The 15370-nt window shown below is 64.9% G+C and carries 14 protein-coding genes; 6 read left to right on the top strand and 8 right to left on the bottom strand.

Going from position 1 to position 15370, the window contains the following annotated elements; genetic code table 11:
- The 4 genes from ACXJLH_RS29135 to ACXJLH_RS29120 all read left to right on the top strand — a co-directional run.
- On the top strand, positions 1 to 822 hold an 822-nt coding region (locus tag ACXJLH_RS29135; protein WP_457447952.1), incomplete at its 5' end, for a tryptophan 7-halogenase.
- 75 nt (positions 823 to 897) lie between these two features.
- Entirely contained in the window at positions 898 to 2511 is a 1614-nt protein-coding gene (locus ACXJLH_RS29130; protein ID WP_457447950.1) for a glycoside hydrolase family 43 protein, read from the top strand.
- A 46-nt stretch (positions 2512 to 2557) separates the two neighbouring features.
- A complete protein-coding gene (locus ACXJLH_RS29125; RefSeq protein ID WP_457447948.1) occupies positions 2558 to 4006 on the top strand; it encodes a glycoside hydrolase family 43 protein in 1449 nt (482 codons plus the stop codon).
- A 96-nt stretch (positions 4007 to 4102) separates the two neighbouring features.
- On the top strand, positions 4103 to 5638 hold the full coding sequence (locus ACXJLH_RS29120) for an alpha-N-arabinofuranosidase (RefSeq protein WP_457447946.1): 1536 nt from the start codon (positions 4103 to 4105) through the stop codon (positions 5636 to 5638).
- Between the two features lie 28 nt (positions 5639 to 5666).
- Here ACXJLH_RS29120 and ACXJLH_RS29115 read toward each other — a convergent pair whose 3' ends face one another.
- Positions 5667 to 6380, bottom strand: coding sequence for a LytR/AlgR family response regulator transcription factor (locus ACXJLH_RS29115; protein WP_056194476.1), 714 nt, complete (start codon positions 6378 to 6380; stop codon positions 5667 to 5669).
- Entirely contained in the window at positions 6381 to 7478 is a 1098-nt protein-coding gene (locus ACXJLH_RS29110; RefSeq protein WP_457447944.1) for a sensor histidine kinase, read from the bottom strand.
- 185 nt (positions 7479 to 7663) lie between these two features.
- On the opposite strand from ACXJLH_RS29110, the gene ACXJLH_RS29105 reads away from it, so the two are divergent.
- Positions 7664 to 8116, top strand: a complete 453-nt coding sequence (locus ACXJLH_RS29105; protein WP_457447942.1) for a nuclear transport factor 2 family protein — start codon at positions 7664 to 7666, stop codon at positions 8114 to 8116.
- A 52-nt stretch (positions 8117 to 8168) separates the two neighbouring features.
- Here ACXJLH_RS29105 and ACXJLH_RS29100 read toward each other — a convergent pair whose 3' ends face one another.
- The 3 genes from ACXJLH_RS29100 to ACXJLH_RS29090 all read right to left on the bottom strand — a co-directional run bounded on the left by ACXJLH_RS29100 (position 8169) and on the right by ACXJLH_RS29090 (position 10499).
- Positions 8169 to 8408: a nucleoside hydrolase-like domain-containing protein gene (locus ACXJLH_RS29100; RefSeq protein WP_457447940.1), complete on the bottom strand. Its 240-nt coding sequence runs from the start codon at positions 8406 to 8408 to the stop codon at positions 8169 to 8171.
- A gap of 100 nt (positions 8409 to 8508) precedes the next feature.
- Entirely contained in the window at positions 8509 to 9720 is a 1212-nt protein-coding gene (locus tag ACXJLH_RS29095) for a glycoside hydrolase family 27 protein (protein WP_457447938.1), read from the bottom strand.
- Positions 9721 to 9890: 170 nt separating this feature from the next.
- The gene (locus tag ACXJLH_RS29090; RefSeq protein ID WP_457447954.1) at positions 9891 to 10499 is read right to left on the bottom strand and encodes a hypothetical protein; all 609 of its coding nucleotides are present in this window, start codon (positions 10497 to 10499) and stop codon (positions 9891 to 9893) included.
- Between the two features lie 116 nt (positions 10500 to 10615).
- Here ACXJLH_RS29090 and ACXJLH_RS29085 point away from each other — a divergent pair, with 116 nt between their 5' ends.
- A complete protein-coding gene (locus ACXJLH_RS29085) occupies positions 10616 to 11035 on the top strand; it encodes a hypothetical protein (protein WP_457447936.1) in 420 nt (139 codons plus the stop codon).
- Positions 11036 to 11367: 332 nt separating this feature from the next.
- Here the strand turns inward: ACXJLH_RS29085 and ACXJLH_RS29080 are convergent, their stop codons facing one another.
- The 3 genes from ACXJLH_RS29080 to ACXJLH_RS29070 all read right to left on the bottom strand — a co-directional run bounded on the left by ACXJLH_RS29080 (position 11368) and on the right by ACXJLH_RS29070 (position 15348).
- Positions 11368 to 11607: a hypothetical protein gene (locus ACXJLH_RS29080; RefSeq protein WP_457447934.1), complete on the bottom strand. Its 240-nt coding sequence runs from the start codon at positions 11605 to 11607 to the stop codon at positions 11368 to 11370.
- Between the two features lie 92 nt (positions 11608 to 11699).
- On the bottom strand, positions 11700 to 13325 hold the full coding sequence (locus ACXJLH_RS29075) for an arabinofuranosidase catalytic domain-containing protein (RefSeq protein WP_457447932.1): 1626 nt from the start codon (positions 13323 to 13325) through the stop codon (positions 11700 to 11702).
- A gap of 367 nt (positions 13326 to 13692) precedes the next feature.
- Positions 13693 to 15348, bottom strand: a complete 1656-nt coding sequence (locus ACXJLH_RS29070; protein ID WP_457447930.1) for a cellulase family glycosylhydrolase — start codon at positions 15346 to 15348, stop codon at positions 13693 to 13695.
- Between the last annotated feature and the right edge of the window lie 22 nt (positions 15349 to 15370).

Here is a 15370-nt window from a genome sequence, read left to right as displayed (position 1 = left end):
GCGCTGGCCGAGCCCTTCGTCGACTTCAGCCACTGGCTGCCCGTGGACGGCGCCTGGGCCTGCCCCACCGAGCGGGTTGGCGAGGAACTGGCCCCGTACACCCAGGCCACGGCGCTGGAAGGGGGCTGGGCGTGGCGCATCCCGCTGCAGAACCGCACCGGTCATGGCCACGTGTTCTCAAGCCGCTTCATCGACGCCGACCGTGCGCGTGAACAACTGCTGGCCCGGCTTGACGGCAAGCCGCTCGGCGAGCCGCGGCTGCTGCGCTTCACCACCGGCCACCGCGAGCGCTTCTGGGTGCACAACGTCGTCGCCATCGGCCTGTCCTCGGGCTTCCTGGAGCCGCTGGAGTCCACCAGCATCTACCTGATCCAGGACGGCATCAGCCGCCTCATGACCCTGCTGACGGCCGGCCGGCCGCTGGACGAGAACGACCGGGCCCTGTTCAACGACGGCGCGGCACGCCGCTTCGCGCGCATCCGCGACTTCATCATCCTGCACTACTGCCTGACCCGCCGCCGCGACAGCGAGCTGTGGCGGCACGTGTCATCGATGGAGCTGCCCGAGACCCTGGCCTTCCGGATGGAGCTGTGGCGTCGCTACGGCGTGCTGCACGAATACGACGAGGAAGGGTTCGACGCCACCAGCTGGCTCGCCGTCCACGCCGGTATGGAGCACTGGCCGGAGCGCAACGATCCGGTCTTCGCGGAGATTTCGCCGGAGCGGGCCATGCAGGCGCTGGACCAGCGTCGCAAAGCCATCGAAGCCTCGGTGGCGCGCATGCCGCAGCACCATCGCATGCTGCTCAAGATGCTGGGCTGATCCCTGGCTCGTCTTGAGCTCATGGGGTCCTGCGACCAATGAGTTGGCTCGCAAAAACTACTCCAGAGACAAAACATGAACAAACACCCTGACGGCCTGTGCCGGCCGATTTTTCCCCTCCTGATGGCCCTCCTTCTCTCCGTCGGATCCCACACTGTTCAGGCAGCGCCTGCCCACAACCCGCTGATCTGGGCCGACGTCCCGGACATCGCAGTCATCCGGGTGGGCAAGACCTACTACATGAGCAGCACGACGATGCACATGAGCCCGGGCCTGCCGATCATGAAGTCGACGGACCTGGTGAACTGGACCATGGCCTCCTACGCCCATCAGAACCTTGCCGACAACGAAGCCTTTCGCCTCGAGAACGGCAAGAACGCCTACGGTGCAGGCTCCTGGGCCAGCAGCCTGCGCTACCACGACGGCATGTTCTATGCCTCGACGTTCGCGGCCACCACCGGAGGACGCACCCACGTCTACACCACGCGCGATCCCGAACGCGGCCCGTGGAAGGAGACGAGCTTCGAGCCCTTGATGAATGACCACAGCCTGTTCTTCGACGACGACGGCCGCGTCTACATGGTCTGGGGCTGCAACCGCATCATGCTCACCGAGCTCAAACCCGATCTCACAGGCACCAAGCCCGGCGGCGTGAACAAGGCCATCATCGAACACGTCAACGCCGTCTTCGGCGCCGACCAGGGCGGGCTGTGTGGGGAGGGCTCGCAGCTTTCCAAGATCAACGGTCGCTACTACCTCGTCAACATCGCCTCGCCCGGTAGCCGCTGGGCGCGCACCGTCATCGTCAGCCGCGCCGACACCCTCGACGGCCCCTACGAGAGTCGCATCGCGCTTGATGACCGGGGGATCGCCCAGGGCGGCCTGATCGACACCCCGGAAGGCAAGTGGTACGCCTATCTCTTCAAGGACAACGGCGCCGTTGGTCGCATCCCTTACCTCGTGCCCGTGACGTGGAAGGACGGCTGGCCGGTGCTTGGCAAGGACGGCAAGGTGCCGATGACGCTCGACATCCCCGCCGGCGCGCAGGGCGTCTCGGGAGCCTCCGGCATCGTCGCCTCCGACGAATTCGACCGCCGGCCCGGTGACCCCGCCCTGCCCCTGGCCTGGCAATGGAATCACAACCCGAAGCCCCATGACTGGTCGCTCACCAAGCGGCCGGGCTACCTGAGCCTCACCACCAGCCGGGTCGTTCCCACGCTGCTCGATGCCCCGAACACGCTCACCCAGCGCACCTTTGGCCCGAGCAGTTCGGCCACCACCCGCATCGACGTGAGCGGCATGAAGGACGGCGACTGGGCCGGCCTGGCCGCGTTTCAAAGGCAGTACGGTTTCGTAGGCGTGAAGATGAGCGACGGCGCCCGATCCCTCGTCATGGTGAGCGCCGAAACCGACAAGCCCGAAGAGATCGCTTCCATCCCCCTCTCCGGCAAGACCGTTCACCTCAGGGTCGACTGCGAATTTGAGCCCGGGCCTGAGCTTGCCCGCTTCTCCTACAGCCTGGACGGCAAATCGTGGACCCCCATCGGTCGTCCCTCGCGCCTGACCTACACCATCCCGCACTTCATGGGTTACCGCTACGGCCTCTTCTATTACTCGACCAAAACCGCCGGCGGCCGTGTGGACTTTGACTATTACCGAATCGGACAAGGGACGCAAGACGGGCGCTAGGACGGCGCAACTTCATTTCTCCGCCTTCTCTCATTTTCCGCCGCTCATGAAAAAAACAGCCTTCTCCGCAGTCGTTCTCTCGTCCGTGCTGGCCTTGCTGCCCGCGACGTCATTCGCGCTCAACCCGGTTATTCAAACGATGTATACGGCCGATCCGGCCCCCATGGTCCATAAGGGCACGCTCTACCTGTTTTCTAGCCACGACGAAGACGTCGGGGAGGCCAACAACTTCAATATGAAGAATTGGGTGCTCGCCACGACGACGGACATGGTGAACTGGACTCAGCACGGCGCGGTCGCCTCCCTGCGAGATTTTCCTTGGGCCTCCAAGGAGAACTCCGGCTGGGACGGCTATGACAACGGTGCCTGGGCCCCTCAAGTGATTGAGCGCGATGGCAAGTGGTATCTCTATGGCCCGGTGCAAGGCCGTGGCATTGGCGTGCTGGTGGCCGATAACCCCCTGGGCCCCTATATCGACCCGATCAAAAAGCCGCTGATCGCCGGCCACGCCGGCGGCCTGTACGACAGCATCGATCCGACCGTTTTCATCGACGACAAGGGTCAGGCCTATCTCGCCTGGGGCAATCCCAATCTGTGGTCGGTGAAACTGAACAAGGACATGATCTCCTACGACACCAGCGTCGGGGACAAGGGCATCATGGGCCATCCGATGACCGTCAAGGCCTTGGGCGAGCGCAACCCTCCGGACACAGTAGGCGTCACGAAGCCGAAGCCTGCTTTGCGCGGCACATCCTACGAAGAGGGTCCTTGGCTCTATAGGCGCAAGAATCTCAACTACCTGTTTTTTGCCGCCGGTCCCATCCCTGAGCATCTCGGCTACGCCACCGGCCCCACAGCCGAAGGCCCGTGGACCTACGGCGGCGCCGTCATGGCTCCGCAAAGCGCTTTTACCAACCACCCGGGCGTGGTCGATTACAAGGGCAAGACCTACCTTTTCTATCACAACGCCGCTCTTCCGGGAGGCGACGGCTTCAAACGTTCCGTATGCGTCGACGAGTTGAAGTTCAACCCCGATGGCTCGGTCCCGATGGTGCAGCCAACCAAGGAAGGGCCGGCGCCGGTCGCCACCCTCGATCCCTACAAGCGAGTTGAAGCCGAGACCATCGCCTGGTCTTCCGGCGTCAAGATCGAGCCCAGCAGCGCCGGCGGCCAGAATGTGCGCGACATCCATGACGGCGCCTATATCCAGGTGCGAAATGTCGATTTCGGCGTGACCGGCGCGCGCGCCTTCATGGCCAGCCTCGCCAGCACGGCCAAGGCGAAGGAGCCCAGCGGCGCGAAGATCGAGATTCGTCTGGGCAAGCTCGACGGCCAGTTGGTCGGCACTCTGCCGGTGTCAGGAACCGGCGGCGAATGGAAGCAGCAGTTGGCCCAGATCTCCGGAGCCTCCGGCGTCCAGGATCTCTTCTTCGTATTCCGCGGTGCGGCCGGCGAAGAACTGTTCAAGTTCGATTACTGGCAATTCTCGAAATAACTGAACAAGGCGGTCCGCGCATGGCGCCGCCGAAGAATCAGCGGGATTCATTGCGATCAAACACATGGCGGCTTTGCAGCTGTCTTGAGACCCTATATGAAAACAATCAAACACAGCCTCGCCGTTCTCGGCCTGATCGCGGCCCCGGCTTTTGCCGCCAACGAGGTCAGCATCAACATCGACGCCGGCAAGCCCGGCCCGGTCATCAGCAAGTATGTGTACGGCCAGTTCGCCGAACACCTCGGCACCGGCGTCTATGAAGGCATGTGGGTCGGCACGAAGTCCAACATTCCCAACACCCGTGGCTGGCGCAATGACGTCGTCGGCGCGCTCAAGGACCTGCATGTGCCGCTGGTGCGCTGGCCGGGCGGCTGCTTCGCCGACACCTACCACTGGCGCGACGGCATCGGCCCGCAGGACAAGCGACCGAGCAACGTCTGGGGCACCCACGTCGAAGAGATCAACGCCGTCGGTACGCACGAGTTCTTCGACCTGATCGAGATGCTGGGCGCCGACGCCTACGTCAACGGCAACGTCGGTACCGGCAGCGTGCAGGAGATGGCCGACTGGGTGCAGTACATGACTGCGGAAGGCGGCTCGCCGTTGGCCCGGCTGCGCGCTCAGAACGGCCGCGAAAAGCCGTTCAAGGTCGCTTTCTTCGGTGTCGGCAATGAGTTGTGGGGTTGCGGCGGCAACATGAAGCCCGAGTACTACGCCAGCCTGTACAGCAACTACGAGCATTTCCTGTGGGGGTCAGAGAAGTCCCGGCCGAAGATGATCGCCAGCGGCGGCAGCGGCTTCGACACCGCGTGGACCCAGGTCCTGAGCAAGGAACTGAAGGGCCGCACGATCGGCATCACCGTTCACCAGTACACCGTCCCGACCGGCAACTGGGAGGTCAAGGGCAAGGACCTCGGCTTCAAGGAAGGCGAGTGGATCTCGACCCTGGCCAATACCTTGAAGATGGATCAGCTGGTCAAGGATCACGTGGCCGTGCTGGACAAGAACGACCCCGAGAAGAAGATCGGACTGATGGTCGACGAGTGGGGCACCTGGTATGACGAAGTGAACCCCAGGGGCGGGCTGTTCCAGCAGAACTCCCTGCGCGACGCGCTCGTGGCGGCGCTCAACTTCCACATCTTCCATGAGCACGCGGAGCGGGTTCCGATGACGACCATCGCCCAGATGGTCAACGTCCTGCAGGCGATGATCCTGACGGACAAGGAGAAGATGGTCCTGACCCCGACCTACTACGCCTTTCAGATGTATGCGCCGTTCCAGGATGCCAAGTCGCTGCCGCTGGCCATCAAGGACAACACCAGCTACACCCTGGGCGCTGTGACCATTCCGGGCGTGAGCGCTTCGGCGGCACGCGCCAAGGACGGCAAGGTGTACCTGGCGCTGGTCAACACCGATCCGTCCAAGGCGGTCGATGTCGCCGTCAACGTTGCGGGCACGAAGGTCAACGGTGCGGCTGGCAAGGTGCTGACCTCGGCCGCGATGGACGCGCACAACACGTTCCAGAATCCGCAGGTCATCAAGCCGGCGGCGTTCAGCGCGCGTGCCGCGGACGGCAAGCTATCCATCAAGGTGCCTGCCAAGGCCGTGATGGTGGTCGCGCTGGAGGAGTGAAGGCGTCGCGCGCAAGCGCTTCGTGAAGTCATATTCGATCGGTGAAATTCTTTCGAAACCTGCGGCTCATTGACAGCCGAACGCCCGATTGAAGAACCACCTCGTGCTCCCCGCTGCTGTGAAGCTCTAGACCGCGAACCCTCTCGCGATTGACGATGATGGACCGGTGGATACGAACGAAGGTCTTTGCATCCAGCTCTCGTTCTAGAGCGTGCAGGCTGCGGCGCAAGATGTGCGTCGCATTGCCTACGTGCAAGTATGCGTAGTAGTCGGCCGCCTCGATCCAGTCCACGTCTGCCGTGTTCAAGAACAAGGTCTTGCCCCGGTTCTTCACCACGAGTTGAGTCAATGGCGGGCGGTCCGCCGTCGGCTCTTGCGTGATCCGAAACTTGGCTCGCTGCAACGCGCGGTGAAATCGCGCGTCGTCGAACGGCTTGAGCAAATAGTCAAGCGCGCCTGCATCGAACGCGCGCAGCGCGTATTCGTCGTACGCCGTGACGAAAACGACGGCCGCGGGCATGTCCGAGCCCATCAGTTCGAGCACATCGAAGCCATCGCACTCGGGCATGTGGACGTCTAGAAAGAGAACGTCAGGTCTTGTGCGCCGCATCTCGGCAACGGCCGCTTGACCAGAGTCGCATTCAACGACGGCTGCCACATCTGGATCGGCACTCAGCAAGATCACAAGGTTACGCCGGGCGATCGCCTCGTCGTCGACCACCAGGATCCGCAGCGCCGCCATTCAGGACACCTGCAGGGGAAGCGTGACGACGACTTCGACGCCATCCTCGCCGGCGGGTTTGAGCGTCAGGCCGGACCGCTCACCGTGAAGAATCCGCAAGCGTGCCCGCAAGTTCCTGAGGCCCACGCCGGTGCCCGTTGCAGCGAAATCTTCCTGCGTGAAGGGTCCGTCGTTTGACACGGTCAGCCGCAGCATCCCCTGCCTGTCCTCGCCGACGATGCGAATGCAGCCGCCGCTCACTCGTTTGCAAATGCCGTGCTTGATGGCGTTCTCGACGAGAGGCTGCAACAGCAGGTTCGGCACCTTGGCGCCGAGCAGTTCGTTCGGGAGCTCCATATTCACGACAAGGCGCTCGCCGAACCGAAGCTTCTGGATGTCGACGTAACGCTGCAGGTAGTCAACTTCCTCCGCCAACGTCACCTGCGCCCTGTGCGAATCTTCCGACGCGCGACGCAGGAATTCACTCAGTCCCACGACCATGTTGACTGCCGCGTCGTTGCGTCGGTCACGAACAAGGCCAGCGATCGTGTTGAGCGTGTTGTACATGAAGTGCGGCTCGAGCTGTCTTCGCAACGCCTCCAGCTGCGCTCTGGTCAGCTCTTCATTGAGTCGGGCAGCTTCTGTCACCTGCTTGGTGATGCGGTCCTTCGCGTCCACCAGATAGGTCACAGTCAATATCAGCGTGTAGGCGATGGTGAACGTCAATAGCTGGTAGACAAGCGACGTGCTCCACGTTTCTCCGAACGTCGGCCAGCGCTTGTTGCCCCACGGATTGAAGATCGTCTGGAGCCACGCATACCAGCATTCAGTGATCGTGCTGATGATGGCGAACGTTGCCAGATGCAGCGTGACGGTGCCTACGCTGGCTCTGCGAATGATCGGGTAGCGCAAGGCCAGCTGGACGACGAGTGGCGTCGCCAACGCCCATGGCAACCACAGGGCCAGTTCGATCAAGAACAGCGGCGCCCAGGGATGCGTTCTGCCTTCCAGACGCATGATCGCCACGGTTTGACACGCGTCGAACAGCGCGCCGGCCGTCCAGGCTCCGGCGATCCAGCGCCAACGGCTTGAGGCTGCATACCGTCCCAAGGAGAGCATGCCGGCGACGATACCTTAGGCGTAATCAGCCCACACGCGTTCTGCAGCGAACGGCGGCCGGCATGCAGGGAGTGGTCTGGCCTCGTCCCTGCGGACTGCCTAGACTGACTCAAGTCGCTGCGCACGGGCCCGGGCCCTCGAGAGGCACGCGGGGAGATCTCACACAACCAAACGGAGATGGCAATATGAAACGATCGATGGCTTTGATTCTTTCATTCTGGTCGCTCACGGTCGCTGCCCTGGCTGACACACCGGTTCCTCCTTCGACGCAGGCGGCCGTCGAGGAAATCAGGCAGCTAGGGAAAGAGATGGGGGATGCGATGGTGGCACTCGACATCGACAAGATTGACCAAATTTTTGGTGATGACTGGGTGTCGGTCGGATCATCGGGCGGCGTATCAACCAAGCGAATGCTCCTGAACGACGTCAAGACGGGCAAGAAGAGGCTTACGTGGTTCGAGCTGCGGCCGATCGATGTGCAGGTCTTCGGTGAAGTCGCCATTGCTCAGGGCAACGTGGCCGAGAAGAGATTCGTCGACGGTCGGGAGATCTATATGGAACTCGTCTATGCGGACATCCTGAAAAGGCGCGACGGCCGCTGGGTGGTCGTGCAAAGCATGGGTGCCAAGGTTCGGTAAGTGCGGGGACGTCGTTGCGAATGCGGATGAAGACCTGCTTCGCGCACGCCCATCAGCCTTTGAGGCGCGCAACGACTCGCGCGGGGCCGCGCAGCTCGATGTCGTTGGCGTAGAGCAGCAGCCGCACCAGCACCAGCGACCGGGTGTCGTCCGGTTCGTTCTCGATGTCGGTGAGGACGACGAGGCGCGGCTTCGCGGGAGGCGCTTCGGGCGCGGCCGAAGCGCCTCCCGACAGCATGAGTGCGCCGAGCAGCGCGGTGAATGCGAATCTGAGCATGGATGGCGTCGTCATGGGTCAGCGACCCGAAGTTGCTGGGCCCGTCCTGCGTTTCAATGCGGCGGCTTGGCGATGCTCGGCGTGATGGGCAACGGCGATCATGGTCTGCCCGTCATCAGCGCAGCGGCGTGATGCGCACCATGATCACGCCGTGAGGCGCAACCTTGCCGCCATAGCTGCCGCTGACGTTCTTCGTGACCTTCTTGCTCCACAGGTCCTTCACGTCGGCCTTCTGGTCGATGGGCAACTGGAGCAGGTCCCAAGCCACCTTCATGTTGGCCGGCGTCTTACCGCGGTTGAACAGCACCACCGCGTGCTCACCGCCCTGCAGCGGCCGCACCCAGACCTCGAGGTCGCCTTCCCTCAAGGCGCGTTGGCCTTGCTTGCCCAGCGGATCCTGGTCGACGGCGATGACGTCCTTGTTGGTGAGGATGCGCAGCGTGTCGGCGTCCATCTTGGACAGGTCGTTGCCGGCGATCAGCGGCGCGGCCAGCATGGCCCACAGCGAGAAGTGCGACTCATACTCGGTGGTCGTCATGCCGCCGTTGCCCACTTCCAGCATGTCGGGGTCGTTCCAGCCGTTGGGGGCGGACTCGCTCGCCAGCTCGGCGTTCATGTCGAGGATGTTGGTCATGCCATGCGACCAGCCCTTCTTGCCCTCCCAGGCGTCGTAGATGTCGCCCGTGGTGCGCCACAGATGACCGACGGGGTGGGCCCAGCGGCCAGGCTTGCTGCCGCCCCAATCGCAGAGGGAAAACACGATGTCACGGCCCGATTCGCGCAGGGCCTTGGCCATGATGGTGTAGGCCGCCTCCGCATTGCGGGTGCCGGTGTAGCACCAGTCGTACTTGAAGTAGTCGACGCCCCATTTGGCGTACTGGAGCGCGTCCTGGTACTCACGGCCTGCGCTGCCCGGGCGGCCGAAGCAGGTCATAGAACCGGCATCGGAATAGAGACCGAACTTCAGGCCCTTGCTGTGCACGTAGTCGGCCAGTGCCTTGATGCCCGACGGGAAGTGCTCGGGGTCGGCCTGGATGTTGCCGTCGGCATCACGGCTTTTCGCCTGCCAGCAGTCGTCGACGTTGATGTACTGGTAGCCGGCGTCTTTCATGCCGGAGGCGGCCATCGCGTCGGCCTGTTCCCGGATCATCTTTTCGTTGACGTTGCAGGCGAACTTGTTCCAGGAGCTCCAACCCATGGGCGGCGTGGGTGCGAGATTGGGCTTGGGAGCGTCGAGCTTGAGGGTGTCATGCGCATGGGCCGGCAGGGCTGCCAGGGCGCCGAGCAGGGCCAGCGTGTGCGCGGCACGTTGGATCAGGGGATGCATTGGGACTCTTTCGAAGTTGTGGGGAGGTGGAACACTTGATGGCCGTAGCGAAGGCCGGCCTGCTCCCAGCGGCACTGGCCGACGACCTTCTGGCCGTTGACCCAGTGGTCGTCACAGCCGGCACTCGTGTGCAGGCTTTTGGTTTTTCCGAGGCGGACGGACGACACCGGTCATCCGGTCTTCTTCGCCTTGTCAGCAGCAGCCATGCCGCAGCGCACGAGGCGCGCGCCGTGCGGCGGCACGGTCAGCACGCGGGTGCCTGCGGGCAGGTCCGCGCGTGCCCAGCAGTCGCGGCTGGCGTCGGGCAGCCACGCAGGCAGCGGCACCTGCCACGGCGCGTCGCCGGTGTTCAGCCACGCCGCCCAGGTGCCTTGCGGGCCGTTGCAGACGAAGCGGTGGCCCTGGGCCACCGAGTGCCACTCGCGTGCCCCGGGCACGCGCAGCAGCGCCAGCACCTCGGGGTTGGTGACCAGGCGCAGCGTCCAGTCGTCGAGGCGGCGCAGGTCGTTGCCGAGGATCAGTGGACTGCGCGCGCAGGTCCAGGCGGTGAGCATCAGCAGCTGCTCGTCGCGCGTGAAGCGGGTGTCGCGCTCGCCGCGGCCTCCCTCGTCGTAGTTGCGCAGGCCGATCTTGCCGACGGGCAGCATGTCGGCATCGGGCCAGGCGCCGGGGCGGGCGTGGGGCGCCCATTTGACGAGGTTCACCAGGTTGTCGCGCAACTGGGGCCACGTGTCCCAGAAGTCGTTGCACACCCGCCATTGGTTGGCGTGGGCCTGCAGGTGGGCCGACTGATCCAGGTGCGCCGGGCGACAGGCTCAGCAACATGGGCCGACCGGTGGCGTCAATGGCGCGGCGGATCAGCTCGACTTCCTTGGCGTGGTAGTTGGGCGCGGCGATGTCGTCGACCTTGACGAAGTCCACGCCCCATTCCGCCAGCTGGGCGAACCAGGCGCGGTACCACTCGAAGGCGCCGGGGTGCTCGGGCCTGACGCCGCACATGTCGGTGTTCCAGGCGCAGGTGGAATGGGTGTTGGCGACTTCGTTGCAGCGGTACTTGCTGCCGGCGATGGGCAGTTCCAGCCCGACCGCCTGGCGCGGAATGCCGCGCATGATGTGCACGCCGAAGCGCAGGCCCATGGCGTGCACCTGGGCGGCGAGCGGCGCGAAGCCGCGGCCGCCGGCGGCGCTGGGGAAGCGGTTGGGCGCGGGCTGCGGGCGGCCGTTGCCGTCCAGCACCAGCGGCGCGAAGTCCCGGTACCACCCCGACGTGGCGCCCGCCTCGTACCACTGGATGTCGACGGTGGCGGTGTCGTAGCCGAAGGGCAGGAAGCGCTCGGCCAGGATGCGCGCGTTGTCCAGGTACTCCGCTTCGGTGACGCTGGCGCCGAAGGCGTCCCAGCTGTTCCAGCCCATAGGCGGCGTGGGGGCCCAGGCGTGGAAGGGCAAGCCGGGCTCGGGGGCGCTGGCGGCGGCGGTGTTGGCGGCAGGGGCGGTGGCAGCAGCCGACGACCCGCCGGCCACGGCAGCCAGCCCGGCGCCTGCGACGGCGCGTACAAAGCTGCGGCGGGCGGGTTCATCGGGCAAGGTGCCCGTCGATGTTGTCTTGTTCATGGGCGATGCGGGAATGAGGAATTAGGGAAACGGGCTTCAGTTGCTGTACAGCAGGCCCCGGCCGGTGCCGCTGAAGTAGATCCGGCCATAGACGTTCTGGTCGGCCGCCATCACGCCGATGCCGCCGAACTGGTGTGCGTCGTCGTTGAAGCGCGTCAACGTGGTACCGGCGTCGTCGGAGCGGTAGATGCCCCACAGGCCGCCCACCACGCCCACCACATAGACCGCGGCCGAATACGCGGCGCCGGGCTTGGCCTTGCCCAGTGCCACCGCCATGGCGCCCTGCACGGTCGCCGAGCTGCTGGCAGCACTTGCAGGCCCGCTTGCGACGGATGTGCCGGTGCACGAAGAATTCCGCCCGCACGATGTCAAAGAATGCTCCACCACTGCACGACCCCGCCTGTGCACTGCCACTGCCGTACTTCCGCGCCGGGGGTCTTCCCGCCGTTGAAGTCATCCAGGCAGAGGTTGCTGTTGCGGTTGACGATGTTGAGCTGGCCGCCGTCCGCATTGACGAGGCGCCATTGCTGGACGGCCTGGCCGTTGCAGGTGGACTGCTGGATGGTGGAGCCGGGGGCGGTCTTCCCGTCGGTATCGTCGAGGCACAGGCCGCTGTTGACGTTGACGATCGTGACGTAGCCGTCGGCCGCAGGCACGATATTCCATTGCTGCGCCGCCGACCCGTTGCACGTCCACTGCACGACGGGCGAGCCGGCCGCGGTGGCCGAGTTGTAGTCGTCGAGACAGAGACCGTTGTACTCATTCTTGATCGCACGGCCCGCCAGCGTCGTGGAAGTGTCGGCCGCGTACTTCGCCGCGACGAGATTGGCCTGGACGGCGTTCTCGGTCGCGTCCGACGGATAGCCCGAGGTCATCGCGCCCTCGTAGAACGTCCCCCGGCCCCCGTTGCTGTTGTCGCCGCCGATGCCCAGGACGATCGCGCCCTCCTTGCTCATGGTCGTATACCCCCCGCTCGGGCGCACGCCGTCATAGAAGGTCGACAGCGAGCCGGCCTGTGTGTTGCCGCCGCGGATGGCCCAGTGGTTCGGCTCACCCTTGACGATGGCCGTGACGAATCGGCTGGTGATCGTGGGGTCATTCGCGTTGAGGTGCGGGTCGCGGCCCGAGAACAGGCCGTTCTCCAGGTCCGCCATGATCCAGGGGCCCGGGCCCGCTCCGGTGCCCCAGCCGGACTGGTTGCCGAAGTAGATCGTTTCCATGTGGCCATTGCCGGTGTCGTTCCCGCTCGGCTCGGCATTGCCGTAGTCGAAGCAGCATGCCGAGTTGAAATGCCACCCGTCGAGGGCCGCGTACATGCCTTCGGGCTGGTCGCCCACCGCGATGCCATTGGTGGCGTTGTTGCGGTAGCCGGTTCCTGGTGGGATGAAGACGCCGTAGACCTTCTGGCCCGAGAGCGTCAACGGCGCCGACGTGGCGACAGCGAGATTGTCGTAACCGCGGGCCGCCGGCCCCTTGAAGAAGCCGGGGGGCGCCTGCGTGAGGTGGTTGTTGCGCCCTGATTGGTCGTAGATGACGCTGATCAGGCAGGTCGTGCCCGTGCAGAAGGCGTCCTGCAGCGCCGCATTGGCGATGCCGCTGGAAAGCGCGGTGACGTCGAGCGTTGCATTGTCCGATTGCCTGAGGACCTGGTACAGCGGACCCGTATAGGTCGAGAGCAGGACCCGCGTCGTGCTGTGCGCCGCGACGCACGGCGTGCCGCCGGCGGCGTAGATGTCGCAAGGCCCCTGCGCAGCCGAAGGCGCCGGCGCAGGAGCAGGGACAGGAGCAGGGACAGGAGCAGGAGCAGGAGCAGGTGCCGGTGCGTCGCCACCACCGCCGCCACAGCCCGCCACCAGGGTCGCGGTGACGATGGAGAGAACGGTGAGCTGTTTGCTGTACTTCATGGCGGAAAAGGCGTGTGGTTCGTTGACGGTGATGGCGCGGCGGCGCTGATCACGGAGCAGGCATTGGCTCCAGCAGCCGCGGCTGTTCATTTCGTGCGCAACTCGCTGATGGCGTTGGGGGCGGTGGCGACGATCAAGCCCAGCCGATAGGGCGGCAAGCCGACCGCAGGGATGCAAAGGGCGGCGAGTCGTTGACTGAACTTGTTCACAAGGAAAGGGGTCTGGTTCCTTGAAGGGCGGCCAGGGCGCTGCACCATGGCCGCGAGCCAACGGCAGGCTCAGCAGGTCCTTGCGGGCCACCCTTGTGCGAGCGGCCTGTCGCCCGGCATCGCGCCAAGGTGCCAGGCAGCGGGACAGGCTTTAACGCTGCAAAACTGGGCCCGCCGCGGATGGTGGCCGGGTCATCGGACACCATCCGGGGGCGGGCTCACGGTGTCACCACCGTGATGTCATGACGTCACTTGGCGTTGTCGACGATGGCCTTGATCAGCTCCGGGAAGTACTGGGCGCCGGTCGCGCGATCGAACAGGCCCGACGCGTGGTTGGTGCCATAGCCCGGGTCCCACCAGGCCGGCACGATGCCATGCTGCACCATGGACTTCGTGACGTACTTGGTCCAGTAGGTGCGGTAGGTGCCGGCCGGGTCGTACTCGGTCCTCAGGATGGCACCGTATTCGCCCATCAGCACGGGCATGCCAGCATCGACGAAGCGGGACTTCATCTTCTGGAACTGCGCGTCCACGTAGGCTTCGTTGGCCCAGGTCTCGGCCGCGGCCGGATTGGTCGCGATCGCACCCCACTGCCAGATGCCGCTTTGGTCATTGAGCGCGAAGTTGTACGGATCGTAGAAGTGCACTTCGAGGAACAACCGGTTGGCCACCGAGTCGGTGGGCTTGACGAAGCCGTCGTAGGTGTAGTTGATGTTGGTGTTGAAACCCTGCACCACGAGATGGCGCTTGGCGTTGTTGCCACCCGTGGCCCGCACCGTGTTGACGAAGACCTGGTTGAACCCGTTCTGAACGGATTGGTACTCGGCCGTCGGCGGGCCGTAGTCGCCATGGAACATGATCTCGTTGGTGCCGGCAAACAGCAGGTAGTCGTCGTAGTTCTTGAAGTGGTTGGCGATTTGCGTCCACAGCTTGGCCAGGCGCGCGTTGGCAACCGGTTGGTTGGCGTAGGTCGGGTCCGTCCACTCGGTTTCATGGTTGTTCAACACGACGTAGAGACCGGCGTTACGGGCATACCCGACGATTTGGGCGACGCGCGCCATCCAGGCCGCGCTGATGTTGCCGTCTGCGTCGGCATGATGGCTCCAACCGGCGCCAATGCGCACGGTCTTGAAGCCGGCCGCCTTCACCGCGTTGAGCAACTGCTGGCTCGTCAGGGCGTTGCCCCAGGAGGTCTCGTCGGGTACGGCGTTCACCGAGTTGCCCAGGTTCCAGGCGGGCGACATCTCCTTGGACAGCTGGATGCTCGTCAGGTCGCGCATGGAGCCGGGCACGGCGATCGCGAACGCTTGCGTGCTCTTGGCGCCGCAGCTGTTGGTGTAGGTGGCGGTGGCCGTGCAGCTGGCAGTGGGCGTAATGGTCTGCTCGCGCGAGCCGCCCGCGGTGCCGCAGCCGCTCCACGTCCACATGCCGCCGGAGATCGGCTGCGGCCCCAGGATGGCCGAGCTGCCGGCGCTGACGGTGGCCGACGCGGTCTGCGTCCACGTGCCGTTGACGTTGACCCACGGCGTGACGGCGGTTGGCGCGCAACTGCTGCCGCGCGTGGCGGAGGCCGAACCGGAGTTGTAGCTGCCGGCGCCGGTCGTGAACTTGACCCAGTACCAGTAGGGCGTGCCGGTGGTGGCCGAGCCGTCGGCGTAGCTCCTGGCGCTGGTGGCGGGCACGGCGATGCGGCTGCGGCCATTGGGGTCGCTGTCCGTGTCGCGGTAGACCTCCAGGCGAGAGACGTTGCCGCTGACGGTCCAGTTGAGCTGGTTGTCGTTGGCGGTGCCGTTGGCGCTCAGGCAAACGGTGGCGCCGCCGCCGCTGCCGCAGCTTTGCGCCTGCGCCAGCGGCGCCGCGCCCAGCGCGGCCAGCAGGAGGGAGAAGGAAGCGAGGAGCTTCATAGGGGCTGTCTCTCGGTATGTT

It is taken from the genome of Roseateles sp. P5_E4 (assembly GCF_054049255.1).
Note: the sequence above shows the minus strand (reverse complement) of the source record. Positions and strands in the feature narration are given on the sequence as shown.

Coding starts and splice junctions, on each gene's coding strand:
- ACXJLH_RS29130 (WP_457447950.1), top strand. CDS start 898: ATGAACAAACACCCTGACGGCCTGTGCCGGCCGATTTTTCCCCTCCTG.
- ACXJLH_RS29125 (WP_457447948.1), top strand. CDS start 2,558: ATGAAAAAAACAGCCTTCTCCGCAGTCGTTCTCTCGTCCGTGCTGGCC.
- ACXJLH_RS29120 (WP_457447946.1), top strand. CDS start 4,103: ATGAAAACAATCAAACACAGCCTCGCCGTTCTCGGCCTGATCGCGGCC.
- ACXJLH_RS29115 (WP_056194476.1), bottom strand. CDS start 6,380: ATGGCGGCGCTGCGGATCCTGGTGGTCGACGACGAGGCGATCGCCCGG.
- ACXJLH_RS29110 (WP_457447944.1), bottom strand. CDS start 7,478: ATGCTCTCCTTGGGACGGTATGCAGCCTCAAGCCGTTGGCGCTGGATC.
- ACXJLH_RS29105 (WP_457447942.1), top strand. CDS start 7,664: ATGAAACGATCGATGGCTTTGATTCTTTCATTCTGGTCGCTCACGGTC.
- ACXJLH_RS29100 (WP_457447940.1), bottom strand. CDS start 8,408: ATGACGACGCCATCCATGCTCAGATTCGCATTCACCGCGCTGCTCGGC.
- ACXJLH_RS29095 (WP_457447938.1), bottom strand. CDS start 9,720: ATGCATCCCCTGATCCAACGTGCCGCGCACACGCTGGCCCTGCTCGGC.
- ACXJLH_RS29085 (WP_457447936.1), top strand. CDS start 10,616: ATGTCGTCGACCTTGACGAAGTCCACGCCCCATTCCGCCAGCTGGGCG.
- ACXJLH_RS29080 (WP_457447934.1), bottom strand. CDS start 11,607: ATGGCGGTGGCACTGGGCAAGGCCAAGCCCGGCGCCGCGTATTCGGCC.
- ACXJLH_RS29075 (WP_457447932.1), bottom strand. CDS start 13,325: ATGAACAGCCGCGGCTGCTGGAGCCAATGCCTGCTCCGTGATCAGCGC.
- ACXJLH_RS29070 (WP_457447930.1), bottom strand. CDS start 15,348: ATGAAGCTCCTCGCTTCCTTCTCCCTCCTGCTGGCCGCGCTGGGCGCG.